The following is a 21,997-nucleotide window of genomic DNA, read 5'->3' on the forward strand; positions in this document are numbered from 1 at the left end:
TCTCTTTTTCTACTTAAATATTGCAGTTGTTAACCAACCCAAAATGGAGTCCATATGAAGAAAATTTTTGTAGGCAACTTATCCTGGAAAGCAAGTGAAGAGACTTTAAAGCCTCTTTTCGAAGCTTTTGGAACTGTTGTCTCCATCAAAATTATTAAAGATCAGTATACAGGCAAATCTAAAGGTTTTGGATTTGTTGAGATGGAAACTGATGATGAAGCTGCAAAATGCATTCATGAGCTTAATGAAAAGCCTTTCTTAGAACGTAATTTGCGCTTGAGCCCCGCCCAAGAACGTCAAGCTGGCGCAGGCAGCCCTCAGGGCGGTAGAAGTCATCGTGGCAACGGTGGGGACTCCTATCACCGGGGTGGTCAACGTTCTAATCGAGATAGATCTTTTGCATCTGAGTAATAAGATTATCGATCTTAAACGATTTCTAAAAACCATGGTTTTAAGCCATGGTTTTCCAATTTTTTAACTTCGCAGCTTGAATAAAATGATGTAGGCAGATTTAGTTACTAAATAAAGTATAGAAGCTAGAAATACAGGTAAATAAAAGCATTATCAATTACATAAAATAATCTTACTTTATTAAATTACTAGAATTCATGCTAAATTTTTTTAATATTCTTTCACATCCTTACGATTGTAAGCCACAAGGATCTAAAAATTTATAAATTAAGCATTTAAGTAAAAGTTAGCAAAGGAGAGCGGTTACTTACCACCCTAATGCTAACTCTTCTTATTAAATACTTGCTTTTAAAAAATAAAAAATTACAGTAAAAAACTAATATAATATTTCAAAACGGAGTCCATATGAAGAAAATTTTTGTAGGCAATTTATCCTGGAAAGCAAGTGAAGAGACTTTAAAGCCTCTTTTCGAAGCTTTTGGAACTGTTGTCTCCATTAAAATTATTAAAGATCAGTATACAGGCAAATCTAAAGGTTTTGGATTTGTAGAAATGGAAGCTGATGATGAAGCTGCAAAATGCATTCACGAGCTTAATGAAAAGCCTTTCTTAGAGCGTAACCTTCATTTAAGTCCCGCCCAAGAGCGCCAGCCAGGTGCAGGTGGTGGCCGTGATAATAGAAGCCCTCGTGGCAACGGTGGAGATTCCTATTCTAGAGGAGGACAGCGTTCTAATCGTGATAGAAATTACGATTAATAGACGCCCTTATTTCTAACTAGAAATTTTATAAACCATGATTGTTTAAATCATGGTTTTTAATTTTTTAAACCTAGTTAAAAGAAAAATTGGCCCATCAGCAGATTAATAAAACCTTCCAGTCTAGGGCCGCCGAGCAAGAATGGCTCATTTTTTTAAGTTCAAGGCGTGTTTGTAGATGGCAGCAAGGGCATCTGCTCGTCACTAAATCTATTGGGCATTATTTAAAAATGAGCAAAGGATTATAGCTTTAGCCGTAATTATATGTCTTTGCTTGCTGGCCTATATCTTTACTCACCGTCACTTGCGTCAACAATTACAAAGATTATCTACCTTTATTGTTAATCAATTAGGGCAGCCTCCCAAGATGCCTACCCTGTGCCGGCTCTTCCGAGTTCTTGGAGTTGTTTATCTTTTGATAAAATGTACCCCTGAAGGTATGAAAGGTTAATCCTTAATTTAAATTCTGATTTAAAACATATGTTACAAGTTGGAGGACCCTTTTTCAAAAATTATATACTCCATGAAATTAACTTGCCGGATGGTGGCTAGATCATCAAAGTCTTCGATAAAAATATTTTTAATACTTACGACCTATGCTCAAATTAAAAAAAACTTGCATGAAACTAAAACTCTTAACTACCCTTGAATATGGATAAATCAAAGGATGGGAAGAAATTAATTACCCCTTCTCAGTTTATTAGGAGGCTCATTTTTTTCATAACATAGTATTAAATTAACCAAAGAGGTCACTATGTCTATGTCTATTCAACAAGATTTTTCTGCAATCCAACGGTTTCAACAACTAGGAGACACCGATTGGGAAACCCTTAAAAAACACTACGTTACAACTTTACGCTTAGAGGCGGGCGCTCAGGAGCAAGCTGCTCAAATGATGCAAGCCCACATAGAAGACCGCGATATAGTCGACTATGCCAGCTACCGAGAAGCCATTTTAAGAATATTTCCTTCTTCTTATTTTAATCTAGCAGCAGGAATAGAAGGTAGGATAGCGGGAACAGCTACTGATGGGTATACCTTTACAGCGAAATGGTACGAATTTATAGTCACGCAAAAAACAGCTCATGTGCCTACAGGATTAGAGAAGTCGCAAAAGTGCAAGATTGCTATTAAAGCTCCTGGCAGTCGCAAATTAACCTCCGATATTGATACTTCTATTCTGACCACGTTTATAGGAGAAAACTCTTTTTTTGAGCATGCAAAAGCAAGGATTAAAAGGGAAGGGCTCGATTATGAAGGACACATTACCAACGCTATTATTAATGGTTTTTATAGCATCTCGGAAGAGCTATTTAAGATGACCTCTGCTTCCCAACGAGATTCTAATGCTTATACAGATACCATAGCCAAAGATAAAGAAATCTATCCCAAATTTCTTCACGATGAAGAAAATAATCCCTTAATTCAAGGGGAGAGGCTTTTTTCTGAAGAAGAATTTACCAAAATATTTAAAGAATATAAATATCAAAAACATGTTCAAGAAATGGCGGCAAGTTTATTCTCCCTGCATGCTAGCTTGGAGCAAGAGGAATGGCAAGTATTTAAAGATCTTGTTAAAAAAAGGTTAGGTAAAATTCTTGAGGCAGAATTGCCTAATGAGGCCCAAGGAACTCACATCTCACTTTGCCAGCAGGATTATGATACCATTTTTCAAGGGGTAGAAAACATACGCGGCCATCATTTAAAAGCCCTTAATGCTAAAATACAACAGCTAAGCCAATTAGATCCTTTACCAGTACGAGCACAAGATATTATCATTGCGGCCCTTAACAGACTCTATGTCGAACATTTAGAACAATGTACAGATTGCTATGAACAAATCCTAGCTTTAAAGAGTAAAAGAAAGCCTTTAATGGATGAATTAGAGGCAAAAAAGCAAGCATTAGATAAAGAGTTGGCCGCCTTAAAAAGATTAGGTGATAGCAGTGATGATCCAGATATCCAAGAGATCATTGAAAAAAAGCAAAAGAACTGCGCTATGTTGGAAGAAAGTTGTCGTAAGTTAAAAGATTCACTACGCCAAAACATTATAAAAACAGCTCAGCTGCAAACAGAGCATCAATTTCGTCAAATTCTAGCTAGCACATTTGCTAATGAAGCTTATGTGTGTCGGTCCGCTGTGTATCATGTCGTTAATGGGCAAAGCGGTGCCGCAGACCTTCCTATCTCGCAACAAACTTTATTAGGCTCGGCTCTCCAGCAAGTAGGCTTTAAACTTTTACATAGTAAAGAATTAACTCATAAAAATTATTTGCCTGAAGAGATCGCTTATTATACAGCCAAGTATGGACAGCGACTTTTTAACCTTATTTTTAGTGGACGCAATGCAGAATTAGATGATGGGATCATAAAACGTTTAGCCCAAGGTAAAAAAGGAAAGGATTTGCCCAAATTTACCTATCTTAAAGCTAAACAGGTAAGAGACAATGCTTATAGCACTTTTAAACGGAAAGAGTTAGCTCTTCTAAATGATCAAGCAAAAATTATCCAGCGTATTAAATCAAACCCTACGATTTTAGATGCTGAAAAACCTAGAAAAACACTTGAATTAATACAACAATTACGTGCTCTTTCTACCGAAGAAGAAAAAACGCGTTATTTTGAACAGGAGAAAGAGCTTTATTTATCGATTAGTGCTAAATTAATCGGCCTGGTTTGCGCTTCTAGATTAGAGCAAAAGGGGTATTTATGGGGACAAAATCTGCTGAGCCCGTTGCGAGATGCCGATGAGGAAGAACAGCTAGAAGGTTCAGTTTCCGTTATTTCCGCTCCAGCCCCTCTGCAGCCTCCTGAACCTTTGGAAACAACCCGGGAAGGGAGCGCTATAGATGAACATCATCAGATAGGCGAAGATGCAAAAAGCTTAGTAATGGGTGCAGAAGGAGGAAAAGCAAGGGTGAGCCAGGTGAATCAAGAAGCTCGTTCTTACTCAGCAGTGGTGGCAAATCCTTCTGACAAAACGGCTCAAGTGCTAGCCGAGGGGGTGTTTGGAAGCCACCCAAAGTAAGCAGCCCATCAGAACCACGCTCCGCTGATGGGTTAGATGGTTGTGAGCACAGTCTTAACGCTTTGCAAGCCACGCCTGGACATTTTAATGTCCAGGCTAACGCTAGTCAAATCCACTTAGAGCAGAATGCAAGGCTGCTTATTAGCTCTACTATTCAATACCATGCATTGCAGCCTTTGTCTCAAGTACCCCTAAATCCACAAACTTTCATTAACTCTCTTCAAAGCCTTTACCTTTCTCAGAAGACCCTTTCTATTTTTAGGATCAAAGCAGAGCAAGAGTGGGAATTTAAAGTTCCTTTAGAAGAAATTTATGTGCGCTTAGGGATCATTGAAAGCAAAGAAAGAAGAGTGCGTGATCAAGCACTTGATAAACATTCCGAGCAAATACAAGATGAACGCCTCCCAACTTCTGAAACTATCTATGAGTCTAAAGAGAATATTGAAATTGAAAAGCTTTTCGAGCACAAAAGCCTTGAAAAAGAAAACGCTAAAAGAATTTACATTCAAGGCGCGGCAGGAATTGGTAAGAGCACTTTATGCCACTATATTGCCTATCGCTGGGCAAAAGAAGAGCTTTGGCAAGGCGTTTTTTCTTATCTTTTTTGGATTCCTTTAAGAAACCTTACTTTAAAGAAATATCCTGCTGATAAAGAGTATACTCCCGCTGATCTTATTGCTAGGGAATATGCAGGCAAAATTGATTCAAAAGCAATTGAGGCTTGTATAAACGATGCCACTTTGCGAGAAAAAACTCTTCTTGTTTTAGATGGTTATGACGAGCTTTCTGCAGAAGCTCAAGGAAATACAAGCCTGGCTACAGCCTTTAAGGAGCTAAAAGAGTTATTTCCCCATATTCTAATTACCTCAAGACCTGGAAGCTGCTCTTTTAACCGTTCTTGTGAGCTAGAGCTTTTAGGCTTTGATAAAGAAGGGGTCGAACGTTATATCGATAGATTTTTCAAACAAGTTCAATCAGAAGATAAAAAACAAAAACTTTACCACTTATTTCAAAGCTCTCCCCAGGTCTTAAGTCTTGCGCAAATTCCCATCAACTTGACTCTTCTTTGCTGCCTCTTTAACGAAGATCCAGAGGTTTTTGATTCTACTCAATCCATTACGATGACGGCTATTTACGAACGGATTGTTAATTGGATGTATAAATGGTTTCTTTTGAGGAGAATTGATCAAGGCAAATCCAATCAAACCAAGGAGAAAATTCTTGCAGAGAAAAACCTGCGTTATAATCAAGAAGTAGCCAAAATAGCCATAGCTTTTGAAGAAATGGCTAATTTTGCCATGAAAACAAATACCCTTTATTTGGAGGAGGAAGAAATTGATCACTTTAGAGGTAAAGAAATCACAGCCAACGAGCTTATAGATTGTGGGCTGCTTCGCATTCCAGAAGAAAAAGGGTACTTTATTCACTTAACTTTTCAAGAATTTTTAACCGCTTCAAAAGTTGCCAATCAATATCTACGAGGAGAAAATCGACAAGCATGCCAGGATTTTGTGCATAATTATAAGTTTGAGCCTCGTTATAATTTAGTTATGCGCATGATTGCCGGCTATCTTTCTTTGTCTACTTCACGTAATCGACGTTATTTAGATTCAAACCCGCTACAATCTTTTTTTGATGATCTTTTTGCTGATCCTCGCGATCTAGCTGCCAGAAGTGAGCTCAATTTAATTGCAAATTGTTTTGAAGAGTGCCAAAATCCTGCTCAGGTAAGGCAATACGAAGGCTTCGTTGAGCTTGTGAAAGACTATATTACACATTTCTCCTTATCAGGCTTAAACTTTGAAATGTTGCTTAGAAATAAAAATCTTCTTACTCATCCTAAAATAACTTATACTATCGAAAGATTATTATCCGACCCACAGGCCACGGAAAATACGCTAGCGAACGTGGAAAACCTCATTAGGGCAGGACAAAGGTTAGTTCCAGAAATAGTGAGATTTATTGCTGGGGTTGTTAAGGACCACGTTAAATATTATGGTGCTAAAGACGCTATCTATCTTTTAAAAAAAGTGGCAGGACAAGGAGGCGAGGTTGCTAAGAAAGCAGTAGAGGCTCTCATTCAAATTATTAAGGAGGGCGATCGTGCTGCCAAAGTATCTGCTAGTAGGGCTTTAAGAGAAGTGATACAAGAAGGAGCCAAGCTTGCTAAGGGATCGCTAAATGCTCTCATCATAGATCTCCAAGAAGGCGATCGTGATACCAAAGATACCGCTATCTATGTTCTAAGAGCAGGGGCACAGCAAGGAGATAGGCTTCCAGAAGAAGCACTAGATGCTCTCACCCAACTTCTACAAGAACGCGATTATGATGTAAAAATGTCTGCTATTAAGACTCTAAGAGATGAGGTAGAGCAAGGAGGCAAGCTTCCTAGAGAAGCGGTAAAAGCTCTCACCCAACTTCTCCAGGAAGACGATCGTGATGCCAAAGTTTACGCTACCTATGTTCTATGCGCAGCGGTAAATCATAAAGGTGAGCTTAATGAAGAAGCAATAAATGTTTTCATCCAACTTCTCCATGGAGACGATCGTGATGCCATAAGGTCTGCTGCAGGTGTCCTAGGAGCAGTTTCACAGCATGAAGGTGAGCTTTCTAAAAAAGCGCTAGATGCTCTCAGCCGAATTCTCAAAGAAGGCGATTGTGATACCAAAATGTCTGCTATCGAAGGACTAGGAAAAGATGTAAAATTTGGAGGCGGGCTTCTCAAGAAAGCACTAGATGCCCTCATCCAAATTCTCCAGGAAGGCGATTTACATCATAAATTGTTTGCTGATATGGCTCTAATAGAAATTGCACAGCATGGAGGCGAGCTTCCTGGAGAAGCAATAAATGCTTTCACCCAACTTCTCAAGCATGGCGAGCGTGATGCCAAAATGTCTGCTAGTAATGCTTTAAGGGAAGTGGTGGAGCATGGAGGCGAGCTTCCTACAGAAGCGATAAGTGCTCTCATTCAACTTTTCAGAAAAGGTGACTCTGCTGTCAAGATGTCTGCTTGTTGGGCTCTAAGAAAAGTCGCGCAGCAAGAAGGCGAGCTTGCTAAGGAGTTACTGAGTGCTCTCAGCCAAATCCTCAAAGAAGGCGATACTGATGCCAAAAGGTCTGCTTGCTGGGCTCTAAAAGAAGTGGTAAAGCATGAAGGTGAGCTTTCTGCAGAAGCTATAGATGCTCTCATCCAAATTCTTCATAAAGGCGATTCATATGCTAAAACGTTGGCTAGTGATGCACTAAGAAAAGTAGTAGAGCATGGAGGCGAGCTTTCTGCAGAAGCTATAGATGCTCTTATCCTGATTTTTCACCAAGGCGATTCTGCTGCCATAAGTTCTGCTGCCTATGTTCTAGGAGTAGTGGCAGAGCAAAGAGGCAAGCTTCCTAAAAAAGCGATAGATGCTCTCATCCAAATTCTCACAAAAGGCGATTTATATACTAAAACGTCTGCTGTTGAAGCTCTAAGAAAAGTGACACACCAAGGAGGCGAGCTTGCTGAAGAAACACTAGATGCTCTCAGCCGAATTCTCAAAGAAGGCGATTCTGCCGCTATAAATTCTGCTGCCCACGTTCTAGAAAAAGTGGTACATCAAGGAGGCGAGCTTCCGAAAGAAGTACTAGATGCTCTCAGCCGAATCCTCAACGAGGACGATTCTGTCGCCATAAATTCTGCTGCCCACGTTTTAGGAGCAGTGGCATGGCAAGGAAGCAAGCTTCCTAAAAAAGCGATAAATGCTCTCATCCTGATCCTTAAAAAAGGCGATTCTGCTGCCATAAGTTCTGCTGCCCACGTCCTAGGAATAGTGGCACAGCGAAGAGGAAAGCTCCCTAAAAAAGCACTAGACTCTTTTATCCAAATTTTCCAAGAGCAGGAGGTTGATTTTGAGGCGCAAATGTTTATTGCCAGGACCTTAGGAGCAGGGACAAAGTATGAATGTAAGCTTACTAAGAGGGTTGTAGATGCTCTCTTCCAAATTCTCCTAGAGGGCGACTACAGTGCCAAAAGTTTTGCTATCAGTGCCCTAGGCACAGTGGTACAGCAGGGAGGCGAGCTCTCCAAAGGAGTGCTAGATGATCTCATCCAAATTCTAGAGAAGGGCGACCGAGATGCCAAAATGTCTGCTGCCGCTGCTTTGAAAGAAATCGATAAAAATGCTTTATTGAAAATGAACATTCAAGCATTTCCTTTAATTGCTAAAATTTGTTTTTTTACTGAGAGCAGTTTTTCAGTTAAGAGCCAGCAATTTCAAATTTCTGATAAAAGAACAATTTATTCCTCCGAACAAACAATAAAGCTTAACTACGAAGAATTAAAAGAAAAGCTACCCACAGAAGTTGCTATATGGCGGAGGCGATTAGATAGCCTCAGCCAAATTGAGGGCTCTTCAGGACTTACCAATCAAATCTAATATCAAACAGGGCTGCTGAAGCCAGGCAAGAAAGACTTTAGAGGATATAGTGCCCTTGAAAGGATAATGGCCAGGATTTTTTACGTTTAGTTTAACAGGTTTTTGGATAGGTCAAATGTGAATGGAAGCTGGAAAAGAACTAAACTCTTTACCGGAAATAGATGGTAGGGCATGTGGGTTATCTGCATTCATGGCTTTACAATAGCAAATCTAGCATGCCAAAAGGACTTAATATTTTATTGATGACTCTTTTTGTAAGATCTATACGTCTGAGCTATTACATCTATCGATGATTAGATTGATGGCGTTGAGAAAGTAAAAGAGGAATTTTAAAATATCCCCTTATAAATTTGAGAGAACGCCATACAATCATTCTTAGATGCTTAGCGCCCCCTTACCAAAAATTCTATTATTCTAAAAGGTGGTCAAGAATTACGGTTTGGGAGAGAAAAGAAATTATAAATATTTTTGCGTACATTTTTTTAAAGGTACTTTAACCTAAAAGGGCAATAAATTACGCAACAAAGACGAAGCTTTTTCTTCTACCTTATGCAAAGGATGGCTAGAAGAACTGGAATTAGGGGGTAATGTCTCGTCCGAACTCAGCGTTCCATTTGCTGTAGTCCATGGAAGAGGATGAGTCGTAGGAGCAGGAGCTTTTTCCTCTTTTAAGCCACCTGCAGCAATATGCAGCGCAGTGCCAATTAACCTTCCTTCAGGTCCTCGATTAGCAGCTACTAAAGCCGCAATCTTTGCTGTTGCTCTTTTTGTATCGATAGAAGCATGGTTAATTTTGCCTTTAAAAGGGATGTGTAACATGTAATCTTCTTTCAAACCGGTGATGTTAAAGCCGTTAATTAAAGATTGAGCCGTCAGGCCAATTGTCATATCCACGCGGTGCTTATCCAGATTTACACTTCCCCAGGTAGCGATAGGGTATGTATTCATAATTAACATATCCATACGCTGGAACAGCATCTTCCCTGCCTGCATATTTATGTATAAAGGTGTAAACCACACGCAGATATTATCGCTTTTAGTCGTGTTAAACAGACTTAGAATAGAACCTAATTGCCCCTCTTTCTTAAAACGTACTTTTCCAAGTTCTAAAGAGGCAGAGCCTACTTTAACCGCTTTAATATCGAAGTTTTTGATGGGTAAGCTAAATCCTGCTGCCTTAATATTAATATTAAGAGGATTATCCGACCCAATTAATCCTTTAGTTAAAGGAAAAATATCTTCTAATATATATTTACCTAATTCGGGGGTGAGAGCTACCTGGGTGTGAAAATCTTGGTTAAGGGTTAAAATACCCTTTTTTAAGGTTGCATCTAAAGCAATGCTTCCTCTTTTTCCATTTAAATTAGCAATGATGGGCCCATGTAAACGATCAATCTCGATACGTACATCAGCGTTTACCTCATCGCCTAAAATGGCCGAAATGCGTTGAGGTAAAAGATTTCCTACACTTGCAAATTGAGTTAAAGCTTTGACAGGAAACTGCTTACATTGAGCCTTAAGCGACATGGTTAAATTATCCGTGTTTAACTTACCAGAGGGGGTAAATAAATGAGTCATTTGACCCATGACTGAAAAGGGAAGAGAGGAATGATCGGATACCACGCCATGTTCTCCTTTCAAAGAAAAAGCAATGCTTTGGGCTAGCTGCTGGCTTTTAACTTTTCCTTGAATGTTTTTAATCCAGACATGGCTAGGAGTGCTTTTATCGTCAATATTTAGATGATCCACGTAGATGTGAGAATTGATACTTGCGTTTAACCAATGAGGATGATCGTTAGCCTGCAAGGGAAAGGCAAGGGAATTTATATCCAATAAAATTGTGGAGGAATCGGTTAAAATAACGTGTGGTGATCTTTTATTTGGATTTAGCATGCGTTGCCGAATGATCTGAAAGCGCTCGGGAGTTAAGGTAAATTGAGCGGTACATGGGGAGCTGCTCTCAGCTATAATCATTCCCTCTTGAATTTTGAAATCTCCTTGTCCTTTAGTTCCTTTGCCACTCCATGCTAACTGCATATGGCCTTCTGGCTGATTAAATTTGGAGAGATCAATCAAAGCATCCATATTAAACGATTTTCCTATAAGGATGCTCAAATCCTGATATCCACTAATTTTTTCTAGAAGAATGACAGGAAAGTTAACAAGTTTAAGCTTGCTTTGTAGCTGCATTTTAGAAAAATTTAATTGGCCTCCCTCTCCCCAGTTACTTAGGCGGATTAAGCCATTTATCGAGCCCTCCTCGTGGGCACCATATAAGTTAGTTAGACCTTCGATTTGCAGGTGAATGCTATTATCAACCTCCTTAACTTCCCACGGTAGGGACAAATGGTGAAGAGCGCCTGCATTTTCGGACAGTTTGAGCTGATCAATTTTGATAAAACCTTTAAAATTTGAAGATGTTAAGTCCAGGAAGTTGATGCCCTTTTTGTCTACCTCCATGCTTATATAAATTTTTGAAGGCTCCTTTAGGGAGGTAGTGTTAAGGCTTAAAGCCTTTAGAGCCTTAGGTGTCAAGGTGTAGCTAATCGTAGCAGGGGAAGTAAGAAAAAGTTTTTCAAAATTTTCTAAGCGTCCGCTAAATTGGGCTTGCCCTAAAGAACTGTTAATTTCTGCTTTAAGTTCTTCTATCATTACTCCTGCAGGCTTATTTTCTATGTCAGCAATTAATTGCAGATCAGCCTCCGTACCCAGCAAATGCTTTAAAGACAGATTATTAGGGGCAGGAGCCAATTTAGCTGTAAAAGTTGTTCTACTTCTCCCTAACAGCTTTCCTTCCAGTTCTCCCTGAACGTGGGTAACTTCAAGCAGCCCTTCATTGTTAAAGCTAATAAGATTAATTTGCGGGATACTGATCTGAGCAGCAAGAGTTGCTTTTCTCAATCCTTCAATATCAAGCGTAGGTATTTCTATTTTTTTTAGGATAACTTCTATGGGTACCAAGCCTTGAGATTTTATAGAATACTTATGAAGGCCCCATTTATTTAATAATGAAGAGGAAAGTTGATAATTAATCCTGGTAGGCTCCATTAAGGTTAGATGAGGTGAGAAGTTTAAGTAGATAGTATCCATGTCAAGGGTGTCAGAAGTAAATTTAAGAGCAAGAAGAGGGAAGTCTTTATAAGAAAAATTAATTTGCGCATCAAAAGTCTGACCTAAAGTGTCTACAAGTAAATGACGATGACTACTCATCTCTTCCACAAGTAAAAGCGGAAGCCCTTTAAGATCCAATGACATTTCTGCATTTTTTAACAAGCTAGCAATTTTAGGCTTAAAAATCTTATTTAGCTGACCCTTGAAATTCATCTGAGTAAGAGAATGATTTCTTAGAATTTGGCTATTAATGTTAAGGATGATTTTACTGCTTTTATCTAATGCATCAAGCATCAGATTAAATTTTTTCAAAGAAATATTTCCTATTGGTTGTGAGAACGACAGATCAGCTTGATCGATTACTAACTTTGCTTGCATATAGGAATTGATAACATCAATGTAGTTCTTACTTTTTTTTCCAGAAGCAACCACCAATTCCATGGCATTTAGATTAAAATGTCCTTTAGTAGCGTGTTTGAGCTGAAATTTATGATGCTCAGAAACGAACTGGTTAATAAGATTTACAAAATGAGGCTGTAAATTAATTTCAATAGAATCCGATTCTTTTACAAGGATGCGATCATCTTTTAATAAGCCACTTATCATGCCTTGCACCCAAGGTGATTTAATATCTAACTTCAAAGCAATTCCCTCTGGATTGCTAGATTGGTGAAGTTGCAAGTTTAATGTTTCTCCTAACAAGGCCGTTAATAGGCCACGATAGCGAGGATCTAAAAGGGTTATTGTTTCATCCAATACACCCACGGGGAAGTCTCTTGCCTCGAGGTGCAATTGAATAGCTTCTATAGGCTGAGAATTGAAAGGCTGGGAAATAGCAAATTTAGAGCTGTTTTTCTGATGATTTATTGAAGTTTGGAGATTAAAAAAACCCTCTTGCTGGTCTCTAACAGTATGTCCCCTTATATAAATATAATTATCTTTATCTTTTTCAAGTGAAGTAGATAGGGACATGTCTTTCAATGAAATTGCTGATGATTGTTTCTTGAAGGATATGTTAGGGGAATTCTTAGCTTGCAGGGCATAATGAATGTTTGTATGGCCTTCAGGATATTGAATAATTTCTGCATTAAGCCCACTAAACTCGAAATTTCCATTTTTTCCCTGATTATAAAGTAGCTTCCAAAGAGGAGTTTTTGCAACAGCTCTATCTAATGACCCAATTTTTTGCTCTTCCTTATTGAAAAGGAAAGTATGTGTTAATGTTTGCTCCCCAAACCAGCTAAGCGTTAAATGTTGGAAAGTTATTTTTCCTGCAATCTGGGAATTGATTAGTCTTTCTAGCTCTTTATTCCCCCACTTGGTGGAAAGAATAGAGGGTAAAAAAATTATACCCATTAAAACGGCTAAGAGAGTCGTGATTAAAGTCCGCCAAATGATAGTAAAGCTCTTTCGGAGTAAAGAGGGGGGAGAGGAATCATGATTAACCATTTAAATGGCTCCATTTTAAAGGCTTACGATTAAATATTACTTTATATTATAGTAGCGCTTAAAACTATTTCTGTAAAGGGAGTAAATTGTAATAAAGCATTTCAGAAATTAGGCTAAATAAAAAATAAACAGCATACCCTCTCTTCATTTATCTGGCATGTTAGCAGATGAAGTAGTCTTAAATAAGTAAATATAAAAAGCTTTATCTTGACAATCTAATCAGCCCAAGAGCAATCTATGCTTACAAATCTAGTAAGCCCTGCCATGCAATTGACTTGCGCGGAAAAACAAAAGTTAATGAGTTAGCTTACAGCTTAGGAGATGATTTGAAAGGCTTTAGCCTATTATCTCATCCGATAATCAGCGTTAGTAAGCTAATTTATCCGCCTTTAGGGGCGAGAAGTACTTTTGATAATCCCATTGCAGAGAGAAGGAATATAATTCTTTATCGTTTATCCTCCATTCTTTATATTTTAAGTTTATGAGCCATTATCCTGATCCTGTTAAACTTCCTTCCTATGTATCCATAGCTCGTCGCGAGCGTAATCGTCAGCTTATCCTTTCTGCTAAAAGAGGGGTTTATATACGTTTACTTATTATCTGGGCTGAAAGCATGGGAGCATGGGCTTTTGGCAGTTCTGCTTTAACACTTGATGCTATCTCAAGTTTTGTAGATGTTTTTTTTAGTATTTCTTTAATTTATTTTATAAAATTTGCTGAGCGACCTCCAGATAAGAACCATCCCTTTGGACATGGGCGCTTCGAGCCTTTGGTAGGAATGCAAATTGGCATAGTCATAGTCTTTATTGGCTTGTTGGCCTTCTTTCAACAGTTTTTTCACCTTTTTGTAGATAACAACGAGTTACAGGCTGTAACAGCTCATGCATGGATAATTCCTGCCCTGGCTGTTGTTTTATTGGAAATTTGCTATCGATTGGTGATAAATACAGCTAAAAAGCAAAACAGTCCTGCTTTAGCCGCTGATGCCTTGCATTATCGTTTGGATGGCATCACGAGTGCTATAGCAGCCCTGGCCTTAATTTTAGGAAGTTATTATCCTGCTTTAAGTGCTTTAACTGATCATTTAGGAGCTCAAGCTATCGCAGGCTTTATGATAGGTATAGGAGTATATGCAGCAAAAAATAATCTTTATCAGCTCATTGATAAAATTCCTGCTAAAGAATATTTTGATAAGGTAAGGTTTGCTGCCTTAAGCGTGAAAGGAGTGAAAGAAACAGAAAAAATACGCATTCAACAGTATGGGCCGGATGCTCATATTAATATTGATATTGAAGTCGATCCTCATATGTCTGTAACGTTAGCTCATCAAATTACTCAAAATGTGCGTGCTGAGATTCAAAAAGCTTGGCCGGCGGTCAGGGATGTCACCGTCCATGTAGAGCCTTATTATCCAGGGGATCATTAGTGCTTAAGGGCTTAGTAGGTCTAATCGATCGATTGTTTGCTGTCATGGGTGCTTTAGCTTTTTCTCAATTTCCTTTATTTATCCAACAATACCAACAGAATTTATTAGGGCATGTTGAAGAATTGAAAATTCAGCTGCAGGCAATGCAAAGCGCCGCTTCGGTTACAGGAAAATCTTTACAGCAGTATATTGCTAAATTCTTGAATAGCACAGATGCGGATTTCCAGCTGCAAGGTACTTTAATGAATAATATGCTTGAACGTTACTATACACTCAATGACAGCTTTCAAGCATTGCAGCAAGCTTCTATCTATTTTAAGCCTTTTTTATTTATAGAGTATGGTGATTGGAAAATTGCCAAATTAACATGGCAATCTTATAAAATAGGCATTTCCTTTACCTCTGAAGGAGCTATCTACGCAGGAATAGGAGTGATTGTGGGCGTGGCTATTTATGGGCTTTTAAGCAAGCTTATCAAAGGCGTATGGGGATATTACTATAAAGCTGAGGAAAAAGCAGTGTAAAAGTAATTTACTAAGCTAGATGATAACGAAAACAATTCAGGTTTTATTTTTGGAAGCATTTGCTAGAAGTATTTTTACTTAAGTCTTTGTCTTATAAAGGCTGTGAAAAGGAGTGGTTGCTATTTTCTTTCTTTTTTATAAGATTTTCCGGCGTATCAACTTCTTGGAAGCTCCAACGGATAGGCCTTTCAGTAATAGAGCTTGAAGCTTCAAATATTTCTTTTTCAGTATCGCCTGGAGCTAGGTAGATGACCTGAGGCTCAGCAGAGCCCCAATAATAAAAACGCGTTAAAGCTTGCAATCTGGGGTCATGGGGATATAACTTTACCGTTAAGCTTTGAAGAAGTTTGCCCATTTTACGAAAATTCTTTAACATAAAGTTAAATTTATCAATGTATACATTTCTATCTATATCGCGGATAGGTTCTTTTTCGTTTCTAGTATTCATGTCTATCAAGGTGTCCATAAGAAGGCTTTCGATGATCTCTTTTTTAATTTCGTTGAAAGTGTTGATATAAATATTCAATTTTTCTTGTTGGCTAGATAAGCTTAATTCTTTATTTCCAATTTCTTCTAGTTCAATTCTATTGCATAAGGTACTAATTTTGTTACTAAAATGCAATAATAAGTCTCCGCCGGAGGTCTCATGCTCTTTTTTAAATCTATTTGTAACGGGTGAGGATAAAAGCAAATGATAAAGTGTATTAATAGTGGTACATTCTTGGCTTAACTGGGCGTTTTGTGTCTTATATTTATCATTTACTATTTTAAGGGTTTTATATTTATTCTCTAATTTTTCATTTTTTGATCTATAATTTTCTTTTTCCTGTTCTAAATCACAATATTTTTTATTTAACCTTTTATTTTCCATATTTAATTCGTTAAATTCTCTAACCAAATTGATTATTTTTTGATTAATAGCATCGCGTCCACTGGCCGAAATAGAAGAAATAGGTGAGAGATTGGAGGAATGAGCTTCTGGCGTGGAAGGCTGGATAGATGAGCTCGTTGAACACGGAGATGATAAAGGATTCATAAAATCAACCTTGTAAAAAAATATGTAAACAAATTTCTTATAGCGACTATAAATTTATTTATTACAGATAAATATTTTTAAGAGAAAGTAATTTTTGCGCGTTATTTCATAAAAGACAGAAGGATAGACAGATAGATATTTGAGGAGGAGTTGAGAGAATTAACAATTTTAAAAACATAAATTTTTTAGGCAAATACAGAAGAAAAAGCTTTTTATAAGTTTTTTTCCTCACATAAGTGATTCCAAAAATCTCTCCTCGGGGGAGACAAAAACTGCCAAAGCTTTTTTAAAGGTACAGGCCATTTATGATGATGTTCAGTATCCACAAAAGCAATTCTATTATCTTTAGTGATAGGCATGTTAAAATTATAAGGGGAGTCATTAAGTCCTAGCTCCTGAAGGAGGATATAAATCCAAGAAAGAGTATGTTGATTAATTATAGGACTTTTCCACATTTTATTATTTTCTTTTCCAGAGTAAATATCAATTTCGTTTTCTATAACGATAAAATTTTTTCTTTGTAGATTAGTTTGTTTTGAAGGATAGGGAGCCTCCGGTAAAGGGTATATCCATTTAGTTGGAACTACAAAGAGGTGATTAATATGGTGCCGATTCAACGCCTCTTGGATAGAAATAGCGCCTGTGACACGGGCATAACAACGCTGCCAATCATTAATTTCCATTTGATCATCTCCAAAAAATTTAAAGATGAAACCAGGAATATTCTTATTTCTTGTTACAATGGTTTTACTAAAACGCATAGGAGTGGGCTGCATGAATCCTGCCTTTTGCAAGGTCTCTTTATTTTGAGTCACCCGCTTACTAAAGAGACGATCTAGTCGAGGCTTAATTGGGTGATTCTCAGGTAAGAAAAAAGGTTGTAAATGTAGCCAAATGCTTGGCTCTATATGAGAAGGTTGGACATAATAGTTAGGATAGAGGGAAGGAGCATTTGCACTTTTGAAAATAGGCGGATGAAAAGGCACTGCTAGATGGACATAGGGGGGCGGAAACTCTATTCTTCTAGCTTCTTCTTGTAATGAATAGCTTGGGATTTGAAGTACGGTACGGGGAATAGTTAATTCATAATCATACACCCGAATAAGAGGTGAAGGTGTAGAGTATTGTCCTTCTCTTTCGGCGATAATGCGATAAAAGGCATAATCGGACCCAATTTTTATGGAACACTTGGATGTAGAGATTATCCAATTATTGACTTCATCAAATAACTGTTGATCATGATCCAGCCAATTAAACTGCTGGTGCGTGTAGAGAGAGGGGATGAAATCTAATGCATTGGAGGCAAAAATATGATATTGCGTATCTGAAAATTCGGAGGGTTCCCAACTAATCTCATATTCTTTTTCACCTGTCTTTTTAAACAGGGGATGAGCAATAGGTTTAGGCTTATCCACAGTAAATTTAAAGGGTGTCGACCATTCGCTCCAACAGCTATCTTGTAAAGTTTTAACACGAAAATAGTAGTTTGTGTGGGAGTTAAAAAAAGTCTCAGTTAGCTTATCAACAATCACTCTATTTTTAAAATCCTCTATGCCTTGAAAGTTAGGAATAAGATAATCAAAATTGGCATCCGTAGATATTTGCCACCATATTTTTTCCGTGGGGCTACTAAGCGAAGATAAATCAAAGTAAGGAGAGGTATGATCAAAGTGCGCGCTAGAGTTGACAATGCAAACATTGGGACTTTTCTTCAATTCTAAATCATAACGGACGGTTAGCAAGGTGGTGCCCACATCTTTCTTTGTTCCTATGTCCACTACATTTGATCCAAGAGTCCATAGATGTTTTTCACAATTTTGCCCCACAAGCGTAAGGGTTCCGGTAGGGTCCTTGGCTCTTATCTCTACAGTCCATATAGGGACTTCAAAATCATATGTACTTTGAGGAGCTATAATTTTCTTCTGGTTTTCAAGTATAATCTCTTCAGGAGTATGATTGATAAGCTGGACGATAGGATAAGCAGAGGTAAGATACACGATAGAAGAAGATAAAGTACGTTCTGCTAAAATTACAGTTTGTTCTACAAAGCCATTAGGATAAAAAGTAAGCGTTTCTTGGGGATATAAAGTAGATGACTTGTTTGTCCATTGCATGCTCGGCTTAACATCTTGCGGTTCAAAGCCATCAAATTCTTTAGGAAAGATATCTAAATGAGCAAAATTCCTACTTGATGTTGAGAAATCAAACGAGCTTTCAAGATCCGAAGCTTTTGTTCTTAGTACTAAAAAAGGGTCATCTGCCACCTCTTCATAACCTGCAAGCGTATGATTGTCTAAGGCAAGATAGCCTAATTGGCGCTCTTGGTCTATAAGATGCCATTGATTATCAAAGTAAAATTCTTGTAAATGACGCGTATTAGAGGGCACCTTTCTAGACGGCAAGTTTATACTGCACCCCAATAAAGAAGAGTAAGCTTCATTTTCTGCTATCTTTAACTGGTGCTTTTGCCACCATCCCCACAAACTTTCTTTTTTTTCAAGCTGTTGTATTCCTATCTGTTTTTGTTCTTCTCTATCCATATTAACGGACAAAAATAGATCGGAGATAACTTCCGAAGAAATGTTTTTCAAGCTATAATTATGCACTATTAAGTGTTGCTGAGGCTGAGTGGGCTCAATGTTTAAGTATGTTTTCGACGCTATGTCAAAGGTGCATGAAGTTTCTATTGCCAATAGGGATAAAGAATTGCACAAGAGGAAAGTGCAGCTAATGAATGACTTTAACATTTTTTAGACCTACTTTTTTAAGGCTAATAATAGACAACGTAGCATGATATAGGATAACCAAACAAGCGCTGCTAACATAATAGCTGCTGCAAAACTTTGCTTTGCCTCGAATGTCTCGCGATAGAAAAGAATAAAACTAAAAAATAGCGCTGCTATCGCTATAGCAAGGCTGATTCGATCTATGATTTTGGAGGGGCGCATAAAAATTTAGCCTTTAACTGTTAATTTGTCTTAATAAAGCAGGCTTTTAAATTTACTTCAATTTTTTTCTAAAAAGATTATTTTAGAGGAAGTTCCCCTTAAGAAATGCGCCCTGTTATAGACAAAATTTTCTAGGATAGAGAGTGTTGTAAAGTGGTGTTGCATGCAGTAGTTTTATAGGCGAGGGAAGATACAACCTAAAGTTTCTTTGGGAAGAAAAGCATGAAAAAGAAATTTTTTCTAGCCTTAGAAATAAAAGTCTCCTCTTAATTTGCAGGTTTCCTTTTTCTATAGGGGAGTAGGATTAAAGTGAGAAGAAATTAAAGGCTGGGCACAAAAGTTAATAAAAAAGCTATTATCTTCTTTAATTTATCTCGATATTCGGTAAAATCATTATTTTTTTTGGAGTAGTTATAAGCAACAGATTTTATTAGCTATTTTGAGCAAACAGCAAGACGCCATTCATGGCAAAACAAATAACCTTTTACAGCGAGTTAATAATGAAAAATTTAATTTTAAGAGATTTTTATTTAAAGTTTAATAAAGCTGCGACTGCTTCGCAGTCGTTATTTTTGCTAGCCCTACGTATATATTTTGGTTGGTCATTTTTTTGGTCTGGGCTAGGAAAACTTCAGAACATCTATGGTACTGCCGAAGCTTTTGCTAGCCTAGGTATCTTTTATCCTCTTTTCAATGCTTATGCTGCTAGCCTAATTGAATTAGTGGGAGGAGCTTGCCTATTATTAGGCTTAGGAGCAAGATTAGCAGCTTTTGCTCTCTCCATAGTAATGCTTGTTGCTCTTTACACTGCTCATTATGATGCTTTGTTAAATGCTTATAGTGCACCTGAGCAACTTCTTACCCAGCTTGCATTTATTTATTTGTGTGCGAGTCTGGTTGTTTTTGCTTTTGGCTCGGGTAAAGCTTCAGTAGATTATTTGATAGAAAAAAAATTGTGAGTAGAGGAAGTTTAGAGAGAAGGGGATAAATTTAAAGAATACCAATTTCCCTATGTTTAAGGGAGCATTTGGCTACTTTAGACGATGCCCCACGATTAACAAGAAAAGAAAGAATTTACTTAAAAGAGGGGGAGCTTCTGAAAAAAAAGCCATTTTATAAAGTTTATCTTCTATAAATTTTAATGCTATAGAATTTTATCTTGGCGCCATTCTATGGGCATATATTCTCTTCCTTCAAGGGCTACTATTCTTTTTCTTATAGGGGGATGAGTAGAGAATAGACTGGTCAAGCTGATTCTATCATTAAAATATAGGTGAGAATAAGCCATTCCTTTTAAAGGCATATCTTCATCCGCTGCTTTTTCAATTTTTATAAGGGCTTGAATAATACCCGCGGAATTCCTTGTAAATTGTACAGCACAAGCATCTGCTAAATATTCACGCTCACGGCTTACCGCTGCTTTTAAAATAGAGCCCATAATCCAGGTTAAAGCTCCTGCCAAAAATATAATAAGTGCTGCGATAATTACCGGACTATTTTCCTTTTTTTTTCTTCTTTCTTTAGAGTGAGAAGTATATTGAAGGATTCGTATTCCGATATATAAAGCATAAAAGAAGCCCATTACCATAGCAGCAAGGCGCATACTAATCTTTATATCTCCATTATAAATATGGCCAAATTCATGCGCAATGACCCCTTGTAGTTCTTCTCGATTAAGCTTGTCTAACGATCCTTTGGTAACAGCGATGACTGCATCTTTTGGTGTTAAGCCCGCTGTGAAAGCATTGATTGCGTCTGTGGGCACTAGGTATACAGAGGGGACAGGCAACGAAGAAGCTAGAGCTATTTCTTGCACAATATTTAACAGCTGTTGTTCTTTCAGATTACTTGCGGGGCCATCTATAAGTCGAGCCCCTAAGGAGCGAGCTACATAGGCGCCTCCCTGCGCCTTATAATGGCTATATTCTAACAAGGCGATACCACAAGTGATAATTAAGAAGGCCGAACCGAGTAAAGGGATGGGAGGGTGATAACTATCTTTAGCTAAATTGCGCATCATATATTCAACTAATGCGGAAATTAAAAGCGTGAGCGCTAAAAAAAGAGCTAAATATAGTCTTGTTTTTGAACGTGCTTTTTTCTGAGCTTCCCAAAAGTTTATAGCCATAAAAACTACATTCTCATCCTTTATTTGCTTTTAGCATAGATAGGCAAACTTAAAGTAAATTTAATTTTTCTTGTCTACGAAGAAAAAGAAACCTTTACAGCTTTTTTAGATTCTTCAGACTCTGCCTCATATAGCTCAGCAGGCTGATGACCTAACGATTTAGCGATAAGAGCTGCGGGAAACTTTTGCTGAATATTATTATAAGCTAATACCTGATCGTTATAAGCTTGCCTAGCAAAAGCAACTTTATTTTCTGTTGCACTCAGTTCTTCTTGTAGGTTATGCATAGTGTTGCTAGCTTTAAGTTGAGGATAATTTTCTGCCAAAGCGTAAATGTTTCCTAGACCTGCTTTAAGGCTGGCCTCAGTACTCATTAATTCTTTGATGGCTTGGTGGGAAGGTAATTCAGTTTTTTTTATTTGTTCTCTTATTGCAGCTGCCTGGCTCCTGGCTTCGATAACACCTTCTAAAGTCGACTTTTCATATTCCATATAGCCTTTTACTGTCTCTACTAAATTGGGTATTAAATCATAGCGACGCTGTAGTTGGACATCGATTTGGCCCCACGCATTTTTCACCTGATTGCGCGTTTCTATGAGTCTATTATAAATTCCTATTAACGAGAGCGCTACAACAGCAAGAACTGTAATAATAATACCAATAGTTATCAGCATAGGTTTACTCCTTTATAATATTTTTATTTAAAATAAAATTTATAGTGTAACAAATTGTTTCTCCTTTAAAAGAGCAGTAACTAGCTTACATTCA

The 21,997-nt window shown here is 37.7% G+C and carries 13 protein-coding genes; 7 read left to right on the forward strand and 6 right to left on the reverse strand.

Annotated elements, in window-relative coordinates; all coding sequences use genetic code 11:
- The first annotated feature begins 54 nt into the window (after positions 1-54).
- From NEOC65_RS05955 to NEOC65_RS05970, 4 genes are all read left to right on the forward strand, one after another.
- The gene (locus NEOC65_RS05955) at positions 55-411 is read left to right on the forward strand and encodes an RNA recognition motif domain-containing protein (protein WP_166157449.1); all 357 of its coding nucleotides are present in this window, start codon (positions 55-57) and stop codon (positions 409-411) included.
- A gap of 405 nt (positions 412-816) precedes the next feature.
- Positions 817-1,167 (forward strand): RNA recognition motif domain-containing protein, encoded by a 351-nt coding sequence (locus NEOC65_RS05960; protein WP_166157452.1) that lies wholly within the window; start codon positions 817-819, stop codon positions 1,165-1,167.
- Positions 1,168-1,921: 754 nt separating this feature from the next.
- A complete protein-coding gene (locus NEOC65_RS05965; RefSeq protein WP_166157455.1) occupies positions 1,922-4,195 on the forward strand; it encodes a hypothetical protein in 2,274 nt (757 codons plus the stop codon).
- Positions 4,196-4,257: 62 nt separating this feature from the next.
- Positions 4,258-8,607: a HEAT repeat domain-containing protein gene (locus NEOC65_RS05970; protein ID WP_166157458.1), complete on the forward strand. Its 4,350-nt coding sequence runs from the start codon at positions 4,258-4,260 to the stop codon at positions 8,605-8,607.
- Between the two features lie 498 nt (positions 8,608-9,105).
- On the opposite strand, the gene NEOC65_RS05975 is transcribed toward NEOC65_RS05970, so the two are convergent.
- Entirely contained in the window at positions 9,106-13,167 is a 4,062-nt protein-coding gene (locus NEOC65_RS05975; protein ID WP_213150888.1) for a hypothetical protein, read from the reverse strand.
- A 481-nt stretch (positions 13,168-13,648) separates the two neighbouring features.
- On the opposite strand from NEOC65_RS05975, the gene NEOC65_RS05980 reads away from it, so the two are divergent.
- On the forward strand, positions 13,649-14,593 hold the full coding sequence (locus NEOC65_RS05980; RefSeq protein WP_166157464.1) for a cation diffusion facilitator family transporter: 945 nt from the start codon (positions 13,649-13,651) through the stop codon (positions 14,591-14,593).
- Positions 14,593-15,117, forward strand: a complete 525-nt coding sequence (locus NEOC65_RS05985; RefSeq protein ID WP_166157467.1) for a DUF2937 family protein — start codon at positions 14,593-14,595, stop codon at positions 15,115-15,117. The genes NEOC65_RS05980 and NEOC65_RS05985 overlap by 1 nt, the downstream gene beginning before the upstream one ends.
- Before the next feature lie 91 nt (positions 15,118-15,208).
- Here the strand turns inward: NEOC65_RS05985 and NEOC65_RS05990 are convergent, their stop codons facing one another.
- The 3 genes from NEOC65_RS05990 to NEOC65_RS06000 all read right to left on the reverse strand — a co-directional run bounded on the left by NEOC65_RS05990 (position 15,209) and on the right by NEOC65_RS06000 (position 19,101).
- Positions 15,209-16,153 (reverse strand): hypothetical protein, encoded by a 945-nt coding sequence (locus NEOC65_RS05990; RefSeq protein ID WP_213150886.1) that lies wholly within the window; start codon positions 16,151-16,153, stop codon positions 15,209-15,211.
- Between the two features lie 212 nt (positions 16,154-16,365).
- On the reverse strand, positions 16,366-18,900 hold the full coding sequence (locus NEOC65_RS05995; protein WP_213156030.1) for a hypothetical protein: 2,535 nt from the start codon (positions 18,898-18,900) through the stop codon (positions 16,366-16,368).
- A 9-nt stretch (positions 18,901-18,909) separates the two neighbouring features.
- Entirely contained in the window at positions 18,910-19,101 is a 192-nt protein-coding gene (locus NEOC65_RS06000; RefSeq protein WP_166157476.1) for a hypothetical protein, read from the reverse strand.
- A 464-nt stretch (positions 19,102-19,565) separates the two neighbouring features.
- Between NEOC65_RS06000 and NEOC65_RS06005 the strand changes: the two genes are divergently transcribed.
- Entirely contained in the window at positions 19,566-20,060 is a 495-nt protein-coding gene (locus tag NEOC65_RS06005; protein WP_213156031.1) for a DoxX family protein, read from the forward strand.
- A gap of 185 nt (positions 20,061-20,245) precedes the next feature.
- Here the strand turns inward: NEOC65_RS06005 and NEOC65_RS06010 are convergent, their stop codons facing one another.
- Entirely contained in the window at positions 20,246-21,229 is a 984-nt protein-coding gene (locus NEOC65_RS06010; RefSeq protein WP_249299087.1) for a M48 family metallopeptidase, read from the reverse strand.
- Positions 21,230-21,303: 74 nt separating this feature from the next.
- Positions 21,304-21,903, reverse strand: a complete 600-nt coding sequence (locus NEOC65_RS06015; RefSeq protein WP_213156032.1) for a LemA family protein — start codon at positions 21,901-21,903, stop codon at positions 21,304-21,306.
- Positions 21,904-21,997 lie beyond the last annotated feature (94 nt).

The organism is Neochlamydia sp. AcF65 (genome assembly GCF_018342435.1).
In the GTDB taxonomy this organism is placed as follows: Bacteria; Chlamydiota; Chlamydiia; order Chlamydiales; family Parachlamydiaceae; genus Neochlamydia.